The 17,858-nt window shown below is 51.5% G+C and carries 13 protein-coding genes; 2 read left to right on the forward strand and 11 right to left on the reverse strand.

The features are described 5' to 3' along the window. Positions 1-155 precede the first annotated feature (155 nt). Positions 156-1,661: a CAP-associated domain-containing protein gene (locus BLP63_RS09870; protein ID WP_092591062.1), complete on the forward strand. Its 1,506-nt coding sequence runs from the start codon at positions 156-158 to the stop codon at positions 1,659-1,661. A 114-nt stretch (positions 1,662-1,775) separates the two neighbouring features. On the opposite strand, the gene BLP63_RS09875 is transcribed toward BLP63_RS09870, so the two are convergent. The 9 genes from BLP63_RS09875 to BLP63_RS09915 form a co-directional block, all read right to left on the reverse strand. After that, positions 1,776-2,723 (reverse strand): prenyltransferase/squalene oxidase repeat-containing protein, encoded by a 948-nt coding sequence (locus tag BLP63_RS09875; RefSeq protein ID WP_092591064.1) that lies wholly within the window; start codon positions 2,721-2,723, stop codon positions 1,776-1,778. A 179-nt stretch (positions 2,724-2,902) separates the two neighbouring features. After that, positions 2,903-4,171 (reverse strand): glycerate kinase type-2 family protein, encoded by a 1,269-nt coding sequence (locus BLP63_RS09880; RefSeq protein ID WP_092591066.1) that lies wholly within the window; start codon positions 4,169-4,171, stop codon positions 2,903-2,905. A 12-nt stretch (positions 4,172-4,183) separates the two neighbouring features. Then, positions 4,184-5,188 carry an aldo/keto reductase gene (locus BLP63_RS09885; RefSeq protein WP_092591068.1) on the reverse strand — a complete coding sequence of 335 codons (1,005 nt, stop codon included), beginning with the start codon at positions 5,186-5,188 and terminating at the stop codon, positions 4,184-4,186. A 119-nt stretch (positions 5,189-5,307) separates the two neighbouring features. Beyond that, positions 5,308-5,733: an acyl-CoA thioesterase gene (locus BLP63_RS09890; protein ID WP_207646448.1), complete on the reverse strand. Its 426-nt coding sequence runs from the start codon at positions 5,731-5,733 to the stop codon at positions 5,308-5,310. Between the two features lie 6 nt (positions 5,734-5,739). Further along, the gene (pyk, locus tag BLP63_RS09895; RefSeq protein WP_092591070.1) at positions 5,740-7,494 is read right to left on the reverse strand and encodes a pyruvate kinase; all 1,755 of its coding nucleotides are present in this window, start codon (positions 7,492-7,494) and stop codon (positions 5,740-5,742) included. Positions 7,495-7,709: 215 nt separating this feature from the next. Further along, positions 7,710-8,669: a 6-phosphofructokinase gene (gene pfkA / locus BLP63_RS09900; protein WP_092591115.1), complete on the reverse strand. Its 960-nt coding sequence runs from the start codon at positions 8,667-8,669 to the stop codon at positions 7,710-7,712. A 112-nt stretch (positions 8,670-8,781) separates the two neighbouring features. Continuing rightward, the gene (locus BLP63_RS09905) at positions 8,782-12,303 is read right to left on the reverse strand and encodes a DNA polymerase III subunit alpha (RefSeq protein WP_092591072.1); all 3,522 of its coding nucleotides are present in this window, start codon (positions 12,301-12,303) and stop codon (positions 8,782-8,784) included. 49 nt (positions 12,304-12,352) lie between these two features. Continuing rightward, positions 12,353-13,306, reverse strand: coding sequence for a DNA-binding protein WhiA (whiA, locus tag BLP63_RS09910; RefSeq protein WP_092591074.1), 954 nt, complete (start codon positions 13,304-13,306; stop codon positions 12,353-12,355). Positions 13,307-13,376: 70 nt separating this feature from the next. Further along, positions 13,377-13,811 carry an NUDIX hydrolase gene (locus BLP63_RS09915; protein WP_242870869.1) on the reverse strand — a complete coding sequence of 145 codons (435 nt, stop codon included), beginning with the start codon at positions 13,809-13,811 and terminating at the stop codon, positions 13,377-13,379. A gap of 362 nt (positions 13,812-14,173) precedes the next feature. Here BLP63_RS09915 and BLP63_RS09920 point away from each other — a divergent pair, with 362 nt between their 5' ends. Next, positions 14,174-15,550, forward strand: a complete 1,377-nt coding sequence (locus BLP63_RS09920; RefSeq protein WP_092591078.1) for a sigma-54 interaction domain-containing protein — start codon at positions 14,174-14,176, stop codon at positions 15,548-15,550. Positions 15,551-15,659: 109 nt separating this feature from the next. Here BLP63_RS09920 and BLP63_RS09925 read toward each other — a convergent pair whose 3' ends face one another. After that, the gene (locus BLP63_RS09925; protein WP_170829393.1) at positions 15,660-16,415 is read right to left on the reverse strand and encodes a zinc-binding metallopeptidase family protein; all 756 of its coding nucleotides are present in this window, start codon (positions 16,413-16,415) and stop codon (positions 15,660-15,662) included. Then, positions 16,381-17,820: an APC family permease gene (locus BLP63_RS09930; protein ID WP_092591082.1), complete on the reverse strand. Its 1,440-nt coding sequence runs from the start codon at positions 17,818-17,820 to the stop codon at positions 16,381-16,383. Before BLP63_RS09930 ends, BLP63_RS09925 begins: the two co-directional genes overlap by 35 nt. Positions 17,821-17,858 lie beyond the last annotated feature (38 nt).

The following is a 17,858-nucleotide window of genomic DNA, read 5'->3' on the forward strand; positions in this document are numbered from 1 at the left end:
AAATTGTAGATTAGCATCTTGACTATCATGTGTGAGTTTCTTATTTCCAGGGGTGACATTGTTATGTTAACTATGTTATGATGTATAAAGGATTGTTTACACCTATCTATCCCAGCACAATCCAAAACTTACATAAGAAAAGGATACCCTGACCTATGAGAAAACTTGGACGAATGCTGCTTACCCTTGTACTTATGGTGTCCCTGGCGGCACCCGGAACCTTTGCCTTTGCTTTTGAGGATACACAAGGGCACTGGGGCCGCGATTACATCAGCACCCTGGTGGACTATGGAATCGTCAGCGGTTACCCGGATGGCAGCTTTAAGCCGGATGCCCGGGTGACGCGCTCTGAATTCCTGGTCATGACGCTGAAGTCTCTCGGTGAAAACGTGAGCTCTGCCTCATCCGGGGAGTATTGGGGGACGCCGTATATAGAACGCGCCCGTGCCCTTGGACTGATACAGTCCGCTGATTTCCCGACAATGACGGCTTCAACCTTTGACAAGCCTATTCTGAGAGAAGAAATGGCCGGGATTGTCGCCGCAGCTTACCTGAGATCCAACGAACGGCCTGCGGCTTCCACACTGACCAGCGCGGCCAGCATGATCCGGGATTTGGAAGACGTCAGAGACTGCTACCAGGAGCCTACGCTGGTGGCTTATGCCGTCAAGCTCCTCAGCGGGTACACGGACGGCAGCTTCAGACCAGCAGGCTCGGCCACACGTGCAGAGTCCTCAGTGGTCACTGCAAAGCTTCTGTCTGACCGGCTTGGACTGGGTGACATTGTCGTTACGGTACCGCCGGTCACTTCACCGACCTTCAAGGTGGCTGGGATCAGCATTGGCGACACACTGGAAAAAGTGACCAGCACGCTGGGGACGCCTGTTCGCAAAGACCTCAGCGAGTATGGGTTTGAGTGGTATGTATATCATAAGAGCTATGAAAATTATGTCATGATTGGCATCTCCTCTGGCCGTGTTGTGGGGCTGTTTACGCATTATGGGCCGCTTGAGACGACCATCGGCTTAAAAATGGGCAGTACCAGGGGTGATGTGCAGGCAAAGTACGGCACGGGCCTGACGAAAATTGACAAGGGTACGTTTACATTTTTGATTCAAACCAGCGAAGAGTTTGACCTCTATAAGCTGACACCGGGGTACGCGACGTTTTATTATGACCTGGCGGACAGTAAAAAGATCGTTGGCTTTCAGCTGATCGCGCCTGTGGCGGAGGAGGGGCTGAAAAGCCTGTACGGGCCTGCGAGCGCGGGTCTGCGTACGGCTTATGAGAAGCAGACCTTCGATCTGGCCAATGTCTTCAGGGTCGCCAAGGGTAAAGCGGCCGTCACCTATAGTGCCACGGCGTCCAAGGCGGCGTACAGCCACAGCCTGGATATGCTGAACCGAAGCTTTTTCGACCATGTGAACCCGGACGGGAAAACACCATTCGACAGGATGCAGGCTGAGGGGCTGAGCTTCTCGGCAGCGTCTGAGAACATTGCGGCAGGCTATATCAACGCCATCACCACTCACATGGGCTGGGTCAATTCTCCTGGTCACCGGGTTAATCTCCTTGGCAACTACACGCAGCTGGGGACAGGGGTTGCCTTCGGTGGTGAGTATAAACAGTATTTCACACAGAATTTTTTGACGCCGCGGTAAAGGCGGGTATTGATAAAAAGAAGCTGGGGTAAAATTCGCCCCAGCTTCTTTTTATATTAGAGAAGACGTTTGGTTGGGGACTGTCCCCAACCAAACGCCCTTTTTGTTCAGGTCTCAATTCTGTGCCTCCATCAGGCCACTTTCCCCGTAAGCCCCCAGCACCCGCAGCGCTCTCAGCGTATTGAACCTGCTTGGTTCTCCTGTTTTTTCCATTTCAAAATGAACTTTGCCGGGATGTTTCAGCTGCACCGGCCAGGTGCCGTCCTTTAGTCTTTTGTCTCTAATTATACTGAGCGCATCTTCCATGCGAGGATCATAGGGTCTCCCAGCATCAGCGAAGTAAACCAGCGCCCTGAGAATATCGTAACGCCAGCGGGACGGAAAGGACAGCATACACCACCGTTTGTCAATGATCTCACCCGTCTTGTCCGACCTGAACAGCTTATGCGCCAGCAAAAATGCCTCAGCTTGTCCCCTGGCAAGTTCAATATCTGTCTTTCGGTAGTCATGCCCGGCTTTAACAAATTCCCAAAGACCCTCAAGCACGGAAATCGTAGTATGCATGGAGCTGTGAACAGCGCCATACCTCTTCAAATTACAATTAAATCCACCATCCGGCATAATGCTGTCAAGGATAAAATCCACGATTGACCTCAGCGCTTTCTCCGGAATTCCAAAGAAAGAAGCATAATTCAGAAACATCCCGTTCACGCAGAGATCGCCAGACGGTATAGTATGTGATTCGTTGATACTGCCATCTACGGATTTGCAGGTGCGAAGAATGCGTTCAAGCGTGTCCCTAATGGGCTCTGCCGGCTCAATTTCCAGCGCCCTGAGATCCAGCAGCGTATAGTGGGAGCTGATCCATTTGACCTGGTAGAAATCACGACCCCAGTGGCCGCTTGGGTTTCTGGCGGCGAGGAAGGCTTTCCCCCAACCATCGGCCGCAATTCTTTTTCGGAGCAGGTCAAGCTCATCCTCAGGCTTGTGCAGGAGGTATTTACACGTCAGGTACTTAAGACTAATGTCACCCGACATCAGCCATTTAATCAATGCATCCATAGCTCAACACCTCTTTCAATAGCCTTCTACCCATAATTTAGCCCTGCGTTCTCCCTCTCAAAGAATTTTATTTGCCGATGGTTGTGATTCTACACCGCACTCACCTCGAACAATTTCAATTACACAAGAGAAATCTCAATAAAAAAGACGTCTTCCAGCAGGAACAGACGTCTTTTTTATCACACATTTTCCTTAATCAAAACCACCATCAAATCATTGACGTTGGTTCCGGTCGGGCCGGTTATAACCAAGTCCCCGCTGACTTCAAGCGCGTGATAGGAATCATTCTCAGCGAGAAGCTGACTTGGATTAAAGCCCGCGCTGCGAATCCGTGCCAAGGTTTTGCCATCTACCATGCCCCCTGCCGCATCCGTAGGGCCATCCGTCCCATCTGAACCCACAGAGAAGATCACGACGTGCTCCAAATCCTGAATGCCAAACGCCGCAGCTAAAGCGGTTTCCTGATTGCGGCCACCCTTGCCCTTTCCTTTAAGGTGAACAATCGTTTCACCTCCGGCAATAATCGCACATGGCGGGTTCAATTTATAGGGACTTTTTGTCCCTTTGAGAATCTCACGTGCAATAGATGACATCATTCGGCCGAGCTCTGAAGCTTCACCTGTCATTTCAGTCGAGAGGATGAATGGTGGATACCCAAGCGCCTCGCAGACCGACGCAGCTGCATCACAGAGTTTGGTGACACTTCCGGTCACAACACTGTCGCAGTACCCAAGAGCTTTGGGCGTTTCATTTTCAATTGCTTTTTTGATTTCAGCACTACAATAGATATCAAACTTGTCAAGAACTTTAAACGCCTCTTCAGAGGTCGATGGATCCGGAAACGCCGGTCCGGAAGCAATGACATCCAGAGGGTCTCCTATAACATCTGAAAGCACGACGGCATAAAGTTCTGTCGTACCACATGCCTCGGCAAATCTTCCGCCCTTGACTCGGGACAGGTGCTTTCGAACCGTATTCATTTCTTTGATATCTGCACCCCGCGACAGCAGAAGATCCGTAACGCCAATGACGTCCTCAAGAGTCAGGCCGGATTGCGGCAGCTCAAAGAGCGCAGAACCGCCGCCCGATACCAGAAACAGGATGAAATCCTTTTTGTCATCTAACGAAGATACCATTTTGAGCGCTTTGGAAGCACCTGTCACAGAATTTTCATCAGGAATGGGATGCCCGGCTTCAATGATTTTGAAATTTGGGATTGGTCCCTGTGAATGATCATATTTTGTGATAATCAGACCTTGACGAATTTGATCACCAAGCACCTGGAAGGCGGCGTTTGCCATTCTCCAGGCAGCTTTTCCAATAGCAATAACGGATACTTCTTTGTCTATTGATTTGGCTTGCAAAGCATCCCGCACTGCCTTTTCAGGCAATACCGCTTCAATGGAGGCCTCAACAATCTTGAGCGCATCCTTTCTGAGTTTCGTCACAGTCACACCCACCTATTTAAAGCTCTCATCCACTTTCTTCAGCATATTCCGAATAGGCAAATCATATGGGCATCTTGATTCGCAGATGCCGCATTCCACGCAATCCGCAGCTTTAATTTCCATGGAGCCATAGCGCGCCTGCGCCCAATCTTTAAGACCATAGCGCTTCAGATACCCTTCCATTAAGAACAGAGTTGGAATGTCAAGTCCCTGCGGACAAGGGAGGCAATACCCGCAGCGTCGGCAAAAGTGTTCGCCCATTTCCTGTCTCACGACCTCCATATTTTTGAGGTCTTCCTCAGTGTAATTAAGCTCCGCACTGCCCATAGCCGCATTTTCAGAGACCTGCTCTGGGCTGTCCATGCCTGGAATTGCCACTGAGACATGCGGGTTGTTCAGGATGTATTTCAAGCTGAGTGGGCCATTCGAAATGGCGCCCCCTGCCAGCGGCTTCATCACAATGATACCCATACCAAGCTCGTGGGCACGCTGAAAAAGTCTCTCACCCTGGTGTTCCACCAGATTATAAGGGAACTGAATGGTTTCAAAGCGACCGTCTTCAATAATTTTCTCAAGAAGCTTGTGATCGTGGCTGGTGATGCCTATGTGCCCTATCAGCCCTTCGCGTTTAGCCTCCAGCATAGCCTCGTAACCGCCCTGCTGGATCAAGGCATCATACGCTTCCTGGTTGCGGACGAAGTGCGCCTGATAAAGCTCAATGTGGCTGGTCCTCAAGTTGATCAGGCTAATGCCAATATCGCGCTTCATGTCCTCATAGCTCTTCGCCATGGTTTTCGTAGCGAGAACGAAGCTGTCGCGGTGCCCTTCAATTGCGGCGCCAATCATTTCTTCACTGGTGGTGTAGCCCCTGGCGGTGTCGAGAAAGGTAACCTCACGCCTGAGGCACTCCATCAATATGGTTTTGACAGTTGGAGCATCGACACGCTGAATGGGGATGCCGCCAAATCCGACTTCGCTGACCATTAATCCAGTTTTGCCTAAGAGACGTTTTCTCATGGATGCATCTCCTTCTGAGTGGTTTGTTTGTCTATGTGTGAGAATGGGAGACTATAAGTCTCCCACTGGCTCTTGTTCTTAACGAATGCGATCGCCTTTGCTTTACCTTACTCTATCCCTTACGACTTGCCTTCCATAGCGTCCTTGACCTTCTTCACGAAAGCCTCATCCAGCCGGTTGACTCTGAGTGGACGCATTTCTTTGTCAACGAAGGCGTGAAGGGTTCTTCCCTCAGCCAGCAGCAGTCCGGTTGCCTTGTCCAGCAGCTGGTAAAGAAAAGAAATTTTGACGCCCTTGAAGGTCTCAATGACAGTGCGAATAATAATCTCCTGATCGTAGAGGATCGCGACCCGGTAACGGCAGCTGCTTTCAACGACAGGCAGGATGATCCCCGCCTCTTCAAGGCCCCGGTAGGAATACCCCAGGGCCCTCAGGTACTCACAGCGGGCGACCTCAAAATACCGGTAGTAGTTGCCATGCCACACCACACCCATCTGATCCGTTTCCTCGTAGCGTGGGCGCATTTCAACGTCAAAGTGATTCATGATGGACTACAGCATCCTGGTGCGGCCGGCATAGACAATGCCCTTAGTCGCGTCCACAGTCACCGTAGGTGCACCTTTTAAAAGCTTGACCGCGTCTGCAGCGCCTACAACGGTAGGAAGGCCCAGGGACAGAGCGACAATAGCCGCATGGCTGGTGTAGCCGCCTTCTTCGACAATGAGGCCTCTGGCCTTCGTAATGAACGGCATCATATCCCGGTCTGTCGTAGCACTGACCAAGATATCCCCTTCTTTGAAGCTGGCCTCAGCCTCCTCTGGTGAGTTGGCAATGCAAAACGCGCCCGTAGCCGTACCTTTGCCAATACCCGTGCCCTTGATCAGCACTTCGCCCACCAGATGCACCTTGATCATATTGGTCGCACCCGCGACACCTACTGGAATCCCCGCCGTCAGGACCACCAAATCGCCTTGCTCAATAAAGCCCTCTTCCTGGGCACTCTTCATGGATTTCTCCATAATTTCATCCGTAGAATCCGCCTTGCCCAGGGAAATGGACTCGACACCCCACACCAGGGCCAGCTTGCGGCGAACCTGCTCTGAAGTTGTCGCTGCAATGATAGGCGCCTTAGGGCGGAATTTTGATACTTTACGAGCCGTAAAGCCGGAGGATGTCGCGGTCATGATCGCGCTGGCTTCCAGCTCAAGGGCTGTCAGGCAAGTGGCGTGGCTCACCGCGAAGGTCACGCTGTCATCCTCTTCCGACTTGTGAACCCGCTTAAGAAGCGCCTCATAATCCAGGCTTTCCTCAGCGGCTTTCGCGATCACTGCCATGGTCTGGACGGCCTCAAGAGGATACTTACCCGCTGCGGTTTCGCCGGACAGCATGATGGCATCCGTGCCGTCGAAAATGGCGTTGGCGACATCCGTGGTTTCTGCACGGGTAGGGCGCGGGTTGCGGATCATGGAATCCAGCATCTGTGTCGCTGTAATGACAGGCTTGCCGGCACGGTTGCACAGGCGGATCAGCTCTTTCTGAACCAGCGGAATGCGCTCCGTTGGAATTTCAACGCCAAGATCCCCACGGGCCACCATGATGCCGTCTGAAACCTCGAGGATCTCCTTCATGTTGTCCACACCCTCCTGATTCTCGATCTTGGAGATGATGTGAATGTGATGGCCACTGTTTTCCTCAAGGACTTTGCGGATCTCCATGACGTCCGCAGGCTTACGGATAAAGGAAGCCGCAATAAAGTCAATGCCGTTGTCTATGCCAAAGATGATGTCGCTGATGTCTTTTTCCGTGATCGCCGGCAGCTGAATGCTGACCCCCGGGACGTTGACGCCCTTGTTGCTCTTGACGGTTCCGCCGTTCAGTACCCGGCACTCAATGTCTGTCCCAGTCACTGAGACGACCTCCATGCCCACGAGACCATCATCGATCAAAATTTTGGTCCCTGGAACAACATCTTGGGGCAGCCCGGTGTACGACACCTGGCACTTCTCCTGGTCGCCAAGATAGTCCTGCGTGGTCAGCGTAAACTTCTGGCCTTCAACGAGCTCTACTTCACCGTCAAATTTTCCGGTGCGGATTTCAGGACCTTTTGTGTCGAGAAGAATCGCCACGGGCTTCTCCAGTTCTGCGCGAACCTTTTTGATCATCAAAATGCGGGCCAGGTGCTCTTCATGACTGCCGTGGGAAAAATTGAGCCGCGCCACATCCAGGCCGCTCTCAACAAGCGTCTTGAAAACTTCTGGATTCTCGCTGGCTGGGCCAATCGTACATACAATTTTGGTTTTTTTCATCTAATCATCTCTCCTACTTGGTTGGTTCACATCTGGGTTCATATTGCACTATTTTGAATCTAAAAAAATACTATATTCATGAAAAACTACAACTCCAGGCAGAATGCCTGTCTCCAACAGTCTAACACAGAATCATTATGCTTATGTTAAGCCAAAGGGACATGCTCTCCAAAGCAGCACACAGCTAAACCAGTTAAACCGTCCTGCAGCGCAGCCTACAGGGAGAGAATTTCCGCCAGGTCATACTTATCCTGGTCAAATCGCTTGGGCTCATTCAAAGCCTCTTCAATAGCCATATCCATAATTTTATTGTCTCTGATCCCGACAACGCGTCCAAATTTGTCCTCAAGCAGAAGCTCCACAGCCCGCTGGCCAAACTGCGCCCCCAGGATTCGGTCTGTCACGGACGGCGTGCCGCCCCGCTGGAGATAGCCGAGCACCGTCACCCGCACCTCCTGATGAATCAGTGCCTCGAGGCGCTCGGCAATCTCATAGGACTTCCCGACGCCCTCAGCGATCAGAATGATGCTGTGCAGCTTGCCCCGGCGCCGGCCCTGAAGAATTTTCCGAGCCACTTCATCCAGGTCGAACTTGCGCTCAGGCACCAGAATGTCCTCGACGCCCCCTGCCAGACCCGCAAACAGCGCAATGTCCCCGCAGTGGCGCCCCATGACCTCCACAATACTGACCCGGCCATGAGACGACGACGTATCCCTCAGATTGTTTATGGCTGAGACCACCGTGCTGACTGCCGTATCAAATCCAAGGGTCAGGTCCGTATAAGCAAGGTCATTATCTATAGTGCCTGGTATGCCGATGGTCGGAAACCCCATATCCCACAAGCGTTTAGCCCCCTTGAAGGAACCATCTCCCCCAATGACCACCAAACCGTCGATCTCAAACATCCGCAGCACATCCAGCGCCCGCTTCTGTCCGACCTCAGTCATGAAATCCTCCGACCTTGCCGTCAGCAGCTTCGTGCCGCCCCTGTTGATGATATCACCGACATCCACAATCTGCATGTCGTCTATATCTGCCTCGATCAGACCCTGATAGCCCCTGCGGATGCCGGAAACCGCCAGCCCATTATAAAGCGCGATCCTCACCGTAGACCGAATCGCCGCGTTCATGCCTGGGGCGTCTCCACCGCTGGTAAGGACGCCAATGCGCTTGATCTTCTTTTCAGCCTCTTTCTTTTTGACGTCTGCCATGATCGTTTGACTCATTCACATCACCTCATTCTATTAGCGTTGAAATCCATTTTCTCGCTTTGGATTAACAATAGCCTCACTTTATCTTCACCGCGTCGTGGCCAAGTTCGACGCGCAGCTCCGTAAGCAACCGGTCCGCTGCCTTTACCCACAGCTTCTCCTGCGTTCGAATAGTTTTCTTTTCTTTCTCGAGGTATAAGACGACTTCCATCTCACCCGGATACTTCTGGAGGACCTTCTTGACGCGCTCCCACAGCGCAGCCTCCAAATGCTCCATTTTCAGAAAAAGCTTAGGATCCGGCACTTTCTTGAAGCGCTTGATGGTTTCAAGGTTCAGCGGATAAACCGCGTCAGCAATGAGCTTAGGCGGCTCATCCTCCCGCAGACTCAACCGGCCCTCCACAATAATGAAACCGTCCTCATTCAGATGCAGCTCATAGCGGGTCAACATCATGGGAAACACCATGACCTCAATGGCAGCATAAAGGTCCTCAAGGCTGAGGAAGCACATTCTGGCGTTGCTTCTGGTAATTTTGTCAGTGCGCTTGGCAATCAGGCCGGCGATTACAACCCTTTCACCGTCCGCGAACTGCCCTGTGCCCTCTTCCCAGCTTTCAAAGAGATCGCTGAGTCTCAGGCTTGAGATATTATCCACTTCGTCTTTGAAAGCTGAAAGCGGATGTCCGCTGAAATAGATCCCTAAAACTTCTTTTTCGAAAGCGAGGATGGTGCGGACGTCGAACTCCGGGACGTCCGGCAGCAGCTCCGGCGGTGCCGGCGGGGTATTGGCCTCAGAACCACCGGCAGAAGCACTGGCTTCTCCGGCCATGGCCATACTCAGGCCGGAAAACAGGCTGACCTGACCGGCCGCGTTGTTGCGTTTTTCCCTGTGGGCGCTGTCCACAATCCGCTCAAAGGAGGCCAGCAGTTGGGAGCGGCGTGCCCCCATGCCATCAAAAGCGCCGGCTTTAATCAGGCTCTCTACCGCCTTCTTGTTCAGCTCGCCGGATGGGATCCGGTCGCAAAACTCCGTGAAGTTTCGAAATGGGCCATGAGCCTTGCGCTCAGCCTCCAGCGCCCGAATGATGCCACTGCCCACGTTCTTGATCCCCAGCAGGCCGTAGCGGATCGCGCCGCCTTCCACGGAAAACTGCTCCACACTGTGGTTGACGCTTGGCGGCAGCACTTTGAGGTTCATGCGCTGACACTCGACAATATAAACCGCCAGCTTCGTCTGGCTGCCCATAACGCTGGACATCAGCGCCGCCATAAATTCGACGGGATAGTGTGCCTTCAGCCAGGCCGTCTGGAAGCTGATCAGCGCGTAACCCGCCGCGTGACTCTTGTTGAAGGCGTATTTTGCGAAGTCAATCATGTCGTCAAAGATGGCGTCCGCCGCTTCCTTGGACACGCCATTGCGCAGACAGCCGGCAATCTCAACGCTTCCCTCATCATCTAATTTGCCATGGATGAAATAGCGCCGTTCTTCTTCCATAACCGACATTTTTTTCTTGGACATGGCCCGGCGAACCAGGTCGCTTCGGCCATAGGAATAGCCCCCCAGCTCACGAACGATCTGCATGACCTGCTCCTGGTAGACCAGACAGCCATAGGTCACGCCAAGGATGTCCTTAAGCTTGGGGTCCAAGTAAGTGATGAGCTGTGGGTTGTTTTTGCTTTTGACATATCTGGGAATTGAGTCCATCGGCCCCGGTCTGTAAAGGGAAATGCCCGCTGTAATATCTTCCAGGCAGGTTGGCTTTAGCTCCCTCATAAACCGTGTCATGCCGGCGCTCTCCAGCTGGAAAATGCCCAAGGTTTGGCCACTGCCAATCCCGGCGTAGCTCTTGGGATCATCCGTTGAGATCTTTGAAAAATCTATGTCGAGATCATAATTCTCTTTAATCAAGTCCACCGCGCGCTGAATGACTGTCAGGGTCCGCAGCCCGAGGAAGTCCATTTTGAGAAGGCCAAGCTCCTCTAACAGCAGCATGCCGAACTGGGTCGTGACGTTGCCGTCCTGGACTGTCAGCGGTACATAGTGGTCTACGGGCGCCTTCGAAATGACAACCCCAGCCGCATGGGTCGACGAGTGCCGCGGCAGACCTTCGACCTTTCTGGCGAAGTCGATCAGACGACGCGCCTCTGCATCCGTGTCGTAAAAACCTTTAAGCTTGGCGTTCATCTCAAGGGCTCTATCTATCGTCATGCCAAGGATCGTTGGAATTTCCTTCGCGATCTTGTCCACGTCCGCATAGGGGAGGTTAAGGGCCCGGCCTACATCCCTGATGGCTGCCCGGGCAGCCATAGTGCCAAAGGTTATAATCTGAGCGACGTGCTCTTTGCCGTACTTCTTGACCACATAATCAATGACCTCCTGACGCCGGTCGTCCTGGAAATCTATATCTATATCTGGCATGGTGACACGCTCAGGATTCAGGAACCGCTCGAAAATCAGGTCATAGGCCAAGGGATCCACATCTGTGATCTCCAGACAATAGGCCACCAGGGAGCCGCCAACGCTGCCCCGGCCGGGACCAACGAGAATCCCTTGTTCTTTCGCGAACTTGATGAAGTCCCAGACAATGAGGAAATAGTCCTCATAGCCCATGTCGTGAATGGTCCCAAGTTCAAACTCCAGCCGCCGGATGTGCTCAGGGGTCACGTGGTAACGCTTATGCATCCCGTCATAGCAAAGCTGCCGGAGATAAACCTGGGCCGTCACGCCTTCTGGCAGCTCAAATTCGGGGAGATGGAGGCTGCTGAAGTCAAAATCGAATTGGCAGCGCTCTGCAATCTTGACCGTGTTGGCCAAGGCCTCTGGCGCATAGGGAAACAGCCGCTGCATTTCCTCCGGTGATTTCAGGAAAAACTCCCGGGTTGGAAAGGTCATGCGGTCTTGATCCGCCACGGTTTTTCCCGTCTGAATGCACAGCAGAACGTCGTGCACCTCGTGATCCCCTGGGTCAATATAGTGGACATCATTCGTTGCGACAAGGGGAATGCCGGTCTCTTTGGACATGCGAATCAGCTGAAGGTTGACCTTCTTTTGCAGCTCAATGCCGTGATCCTGCAGTTCCAGATAATAGCGATCCGGCCCAAAAATCTCGTAAAATTTGAGTGCCAGTGCCTTGGCCTCACCGTAGCGGTCTTCAGCGATCAGCGCCTGAACATCCCCGCCCAGGCAGGCGCTAAGACAAATCAGCCCTTCAGAGTGCTTCGCCAGAAGCTCGAGATCTATGCGGGGCTTATAATAATACCCTTCTATAAAGCCCCTGGAAACCAGGTGAATCAGATTTTCGTAGCCCTTTGCATTTTCCGCAAGGAGCACCAGATGCCCCCGGTTCTTATCCATAGAGGCGTCCTTGTCATGCATGGATCGGCTTGCCATGTAGACCTCGCAGCCTATAATGGGTTTAACCCCAGCTGCTTTGGCAGCCTTGTAGAAGTCGACCACGCCAAACATGACACCGTGGTCCGTGATGGCCACCGCGTCCATGCCCTGCTCTTTTACACGTTCAAACAGGCGGTCTATGACTGTAAACCCGTCCAGCAGGCTATATTCCGTATGCAAATGTAAATGGACAAATTTGCTCATCAATCAACGCGCCTTTCCTGCATGATCCTTGCTGCCGTCTGTGTTTTTTTCAAGCCTTTTCCCCAAGCTTTCCCCTGAGGTCAGCCGCAATTTTCTCTATTTTTCTGAAACGATGGTTTATGCCGGATTTGCCCACCGGCGGATCCAGCATTTCTCCTATTTCCTTCAAGGTCGCTTCCCTGTTTTCAAGCCGCATTTCAGCCGCTTCACGAAGGTTCTCCCCAAGGTAATCCAGACCTACCCGCGAATTTATGAATTCTATATCCTCAATCTGTCTGTAGGCAGCGTCCACGGTCTTGTTGAGGTTCGCCGTTTCACAGTTGACCAGTCTGTTGACGTCATTTCTCATCTGCTTGACAATACGGATGTTCTCAAATTCCAGCAAAATAGTGTGGGCACCTATGATATTGAGAAAGTCGACAATCTGATCGCCCTCTTTGATATAGACAACCCAGTGGTTCTTTCGCTGAATGATCTTAGGGGTCAGCTCATAGCGCTCCATCAGATGACACAATGCCTCAGCATAAGCCTCATCATTGGTGACAAACTCCAGGTGGTAACCCTTTTCCGGGTCACTCAGGCTGCCGCCGCCTAAAAAGACACCTCTGAGGTATGCCCTGACACAGCATTCTTTTGTCGCGATCCCTACCGGGATGCCTTCCTCAAATCTATAAATACCATCACTATGGTCTATGATCTTTAATGTCGTCAGAATTTCTTCTGCACCCTGTACAACAATTAAATACGTGTTGGTTTTCTTCAGCATGGGGTTTTGCTTGATCAGGATCTCCGCGCTCAGACCAAAAACCCGCTTGAAGGAGGAAAAGATGCGCCGGGCAATCGCAGGATTTTCTGTGGTCAGTGTCAGACTGAGCCCTTTGCCCCTGGCATAGCCAATGGAGCCGCTGACCTTAATCAATGCAGAAAGCTCTGCAATCTGGCAGCAACGATCCTCGCCCCGGATCTGGCAGAGCTCATTCTTGGTTGTCGATGAAAATGACATAGTCTCACCTGTCTTTATATGCTCAATATACTTTATCATTGTAGAATTGTTTGATAATTTGTTTGTTGATTTATTTGATGGATGCGTTGTCAATGGTGCTGTCATCAAGGCCCAGCACGGCTTTCCCCTTGCGAACCATCTCCCGCTCATCACTGTAGCGCAGGAAATTTTCAATCTCATTGACATCCACGAAGCGCCCGTCAATAAACCCTTCTTCCTCCAGCGGGACTATTTCCGTGGTCACCGCAATCATGGCATACCAGTGGACCCGTTTTATGATGAGCTCCTGCTGACTCCAGATATTTCTAAACCGGTAACCTGTTTCATCCAGGTACCTCAGCACCTGAGCCGTTACGCCGGTTTCTTCTGAGACCTCCCGGGCAGCGGCGTGCTCCGGAGATTCCTTGGGCTCGACTTTACCCTTTGGGAGTACCCAATCCCCATTCATTTTTTTCAGAATCAGAACCCGCCGTCCGTGAAAGACGACACCGCCTGCGCTCGTCACATATTTCAAGAGGCTTCACACCCTTATGGTCTATGCCGGATTTTAGTTTCAATTTCAGGCTGCGGGACGGATTCACAGTTGTACATTCAGAATTTATCCCACTTTCAGTGAACACATAATCATCCTTTAGTATACCACAAAATGAGGGGTATCATGTGGCGCAATTGCATCTTCAGCTCTTTGGATTAAAAAATTCAAAGTTTGATTTGACATCTGAATTCTGTTTTACAATACATCCTTAATAACCTCTGTGATAAGATAAGGTTGACAGGTAAAGATGACTTCCGCTTACAAGTGTAGCTTCCTTGTCGCTTCGACAAAAATTGTTCGCCAAATGACGCCCACCTACGGAGGAGACCCCAATGAAACAGTTTGACGCCGACTTTTATATTTCCATCCTCGAAGCTTCCCATGACGAGATTTATGTCACAGACGGCGACGGTTTTGCAGTCTACTGCAATAAAACCTTCGAGTCCAATTATGGTCTGACACGTGAGGAAATCATGGGCAAGCATATCAGCTTCCTCCTGGATAACCAGTATTGTGACCAATCTCCTTTACCCATGGTCATTGAACACAAAAAAGAAGTCAGCATCCGCCAAAAGACAAAGATGGGCAAAACACTCTTGATTACGGCGACCCCGTCCTTTGATGAAAATGGCAAGATTGAATTGATTGTCGAGAACTGTCGCGACGTCACAGAAATGGAAGCCATCAAGGCTGACCTTGAACACACCAAGGAGCAGATGAACCGCTACAAAAGTGAAATCGATGAGCTCAGGCGAAATGAACTGAAAGATACCGAAAACCTGATTGTCAACAATGCCAAAATGAAGGCGATCACCGACATGATCGACCGCCTGTCAACGATCCACTCCACCATCTTGATTTCAGGAGAGTCTGGCACCGGAAAAAGTATTCTCGCAAAGTATATCCATTCAAAAAGCATGCGCAGCGACGGACCTTTCATCACCATCAACTGCGCTGCCATTCCATCAAACCTTCTGGAATCTGAGCTTTTTGGATATGTCTCCGGCGCATTTACCGGCGCGGACAAAAAAGGTAAAGTTGGTTTAGTAGAGCTGGCTGATGGCGGCACGCTCTTCCTTGACGAAATTGGCGAAGTGCCGCTTTCCCTGCAGGCAAAGTTTTTGGAGCTCATCCAGGATAAACGGTTTATCCCCGTGGGCGCCACTAAACCAAAGTCTATTGACGTCCGCATAATTTCAGCGACAAACGCAGACCTGATGTCTCTTGTCAAAGCCAAACGTTTTCGGGAAGACTTATACTATAGGCTTAAAGTTGTTGACCTTCAGATCCCACCCTTAAGAGAAAGAAAAGAAGATTTGAAGGATATGGCTTTGCTGTTCCTGAACAAGTATAACAAAGAATATAAACTGAACAGGGTGATCTCTGGCGGCTGTATGGACATCCTTCAGAATTACCGCTGGCCAGGAAATGTCCGTGAGCTGCAGCACGTCATAGAGCAGTTGGTGGTCACTGTACCAGGCAAAGTCATAGAACCCCACGACCTTCCTATGCATTTGTTTCGGGATGCCCTCGTGCCCATAGACCCGGCCCAGTCAGAGCTGCCTGCTTTAAACAGCGCACTGGAGGAAATTGAAAAAACGCTGATTCTTAAAGCTTTTGAGCACTTTGGAAGCTCTTACAAGGCAGCGAAAGCGCTTCACATTTCGCAGAGCAAAGCGAGCCGGTTATACAGAAAATATACAGAATAATTCCAGAAAAAAGACCTGCCTGAAGCATGTGTCCCCCTCGGCAATCGCCGGTAAGATACGCTTTCAAGCAGGTCCTTTTTTTCAAAATCCATCGACAAACAAAAACCAGTCACTTCATTGACTTCAGGACTTCAAGCAAGAATGCCCACGTCTTCATCACCGAAGGGATACTGAGATGCTCATTCGGATTGTGGACATCAAAGAGCTGCGGTCCAATGGATATCGCATCCAAGCCCTCGATCTTCTCAATCAGCATACCGCACTCAATGCCCGCGTGACAGGAAACAATTCTCGCTTTCTCACCAAATCTCTGCTCATAAACCCGCTCGAATAACGCGCGAAGTTTAGAATTTGGATTAAAAGGCCACTCGGGATAGGCTTCAAAGCTCTTGCATGACGCACCCAGTACCTCCGCGAGGATCTCAAATTTATCCATTAAGACCGCCCTCTGGCTCTTCACAGCGCTTCTGACCTCAGTTTCAAAATAGACAGTATCCCCAAGTGTCTTCAGCAGCCCCAAATTTGACGAGCTCTCAACGAGTCCTTTCATTTCAGCGCTCATAGTATGCACCCCGTCGGGCATCAGCGCAATGGCTTGTATCACTTTGACAGCACTTTCAGGTTTCATTTTTTGCCGATAGTCACTTTCCCCAAACCAAGCTTCCTCCCGGCTCCATTCCAATCTCAGCTTCGGATCCTTCACATAGAATTCCCGCTGCAACGCTTCCTGCAGCTCTGACACCCGTTTGCCAAATCGTTCGTAAGCCTCCTCAGGGATCAGAAGAATCGCTTCCGCCTCCCTGGAGATCGCGTTGCGCTGGGATCCTCCCTCAAGCTGAGCAATCGCCGCGCCTTCTTTCATCAAAGCTACCCGCCGCCTTCTTTCCGGGGCAGCTCTTATTTTTTGGACGCCTCGCATAAAACAGGAAACCCGACCCAATCAGCAGTGTCAGAAGCAAATATTCTGATGGCCAGCGCAGTGCACCCGGGCTTGAAGGCAGGAGCATGGCCAGGGCGAGGAACAGTACCACACCTATGCCCAAACAGTCGAGGACACGAGCTGAGGGGGACTGCAGCTGACCATCGGAAGCGCCCTTTCTGAGTTGATGGACGGAAAACACCGTAGAGCCCCATAAGATGATGTAGAAAAAAGCAGCCACATTGACGAGGGAGGAAAATAACGCGCCTCCCACAAATGGGGTTATGCCTGTCACAAGAGCGACAAACAGGATTGCGTTGACTGGCGTCTTGTAGACAGGGTGAACCAAAGCGAAGCTGCGGGGGATCAATCCGGCTTTACCCAGTGCATAGAGCGACCTGACCGCACCAAAGAACATGCCGTTAAAGACGCCCATAATATTGAAAACAGCGGCTGACAGCAGCATGCCTTTAAAGGCAGGCACACCTGTGAGTCTGACCAGGCTGTCCGAAAAAGGAATGGCGGTGGATGTCATTTTCTGCCAGGGCATCAGGCCTGCCTGAAGGAAGAGCAGCGCGCCGTACAACAAGGTGGAAATGATAATGGACAGCAGCATGGCCTGCCCAATCCGTTTGACACTCAGGCTTACGCTTGCCTCCTCCACACCTTTAGAGATGTTTTCCCAGCCGGCGATCGAGAACGGCAGGAGGACTAAAAGCGAGACCGTACCGTCAAAGGCTGGCTTGATGGACAGCGGAACTAAATTCTGGGGATCGAAGAAAACCAAGCCTGCGACAAAGGCCCCAACGACCATGGTGATGACGACTGCCATCAGGGCGACTTGAACCCTTGCAAAGAATTTTGTGCCGCGGTATTGTGTCCAGGCAATGCTGCTGACGAGGGCCAGTCCAATCAGCACACTCCAAAGCGTCACCGGCTGTCCACCGACTGCGTATAGAATGCTGTGACCCTCAAGTGACAGAAATAGTACGTTGAGCATTTTTGAAATGGCCAGAGTCTGCCAGGCACAGATCACGCTGTTGACCAAAAATCCGCTCCAGCCGGCTATAAGCGCAGCACGCTGCCCAAAAGCACGGCCGGCGTAACGCATCTCCCCTCCGCCTTCCGGGAAGAGCGGCATGATTCTCGTGTAGGAAGAAGCCATGACCAGGATCATAATGAGTCCAACGATAAAAGCTAAAAGTGCGTTGAGAGGTCCACCGGACGCGTCCATCCAGATTCCCGTCATTAAAAGCCACGAGGAGCCAAATACACAGCCAATCCCCATTCCTAAAAATCCTGCGAAGCCTATGGTGCGTTCAAGCTTTATGGGCACTTCGTTATGATTCATGTTGCTGCCTCCCTGCGTGACTGTCAGATGCACCTTTA

It is taken from the genome of Acidaminobacter hydrogenoformans DSM 2784 (assembly GCF_900103005.1).
Classification (GTDB): domain Bacteria; phylum Bacillota; class Clostridia; order Peptostreptococcales; family Acidaminobacteraceae; genus Acidaminobacter; species Acidaminobacter hydrogenoformans.

Bases quoted from the DNA above. Each gene is read 5' to 3' on its own strand.
- BLP63_RS09870 (WP_092591062.1), top strand. From the start codon at position 156: ATGAGAAAACTTGGACGAATGCTGCTTACCCTTGTACTTATGGTGTCC.
- BLP63_RS09875 (WP_092591064.1), bottom strand. From the start codon at position 2,723: ATGGATGCATTGATTAAATGGCTGATGTCGGGTGACATTAGTCTTAAG.
- BLP63_RS09885 (WP_092591068.1), bottom strand. From the start codon at position 5,188: ATGAGAAAACGTCTCTTAGGCAAAACTGGATTAATGGTCAGCGAAGTC.
- BLP63_RS09890 (WP_207646448.1), bottom strand. From the start codon at position 5,733: ATGAATCACTTTGACGTTGAAATGCGCCCACGCTACGAGGAAACGGAT.
- pyk (WP_092591070.1), bottom strand. From the start codon at position 7,494: ATGAAAAAAACCAAAATTGTATGTACGATTGGCCCAGCCAGCGAGAAT.
- BLP63_RS09905 (WP_092591072.1), bottom strand. From the start codon at position 12,303: ATGAGCAAATTTGTCCATTTACATTTGCATACGGAATATAGCCTGCTG.
- whiA (WP_092591074.1), bottom strand. From the start codon at position 13,306: ATGTCATTTTCATCGACAACCAAGAATGAGCTCTGCCAGATCCGGGGC.
- BLP63_RS09920 (WP_092591078.1), top strand. From the start codon at position 14,174: ATGAAACAGTTTGACGCCGACTTTTATATTTCCATCCTCGAAGCTTCC.
- BLP63_RS09930 (WP_092591082.1), bottom strand. From the start codon at position 17,820: ATGAATCATAACGAAGTGCCCATAAAGCTTGAACGCACCATAGGCTTC.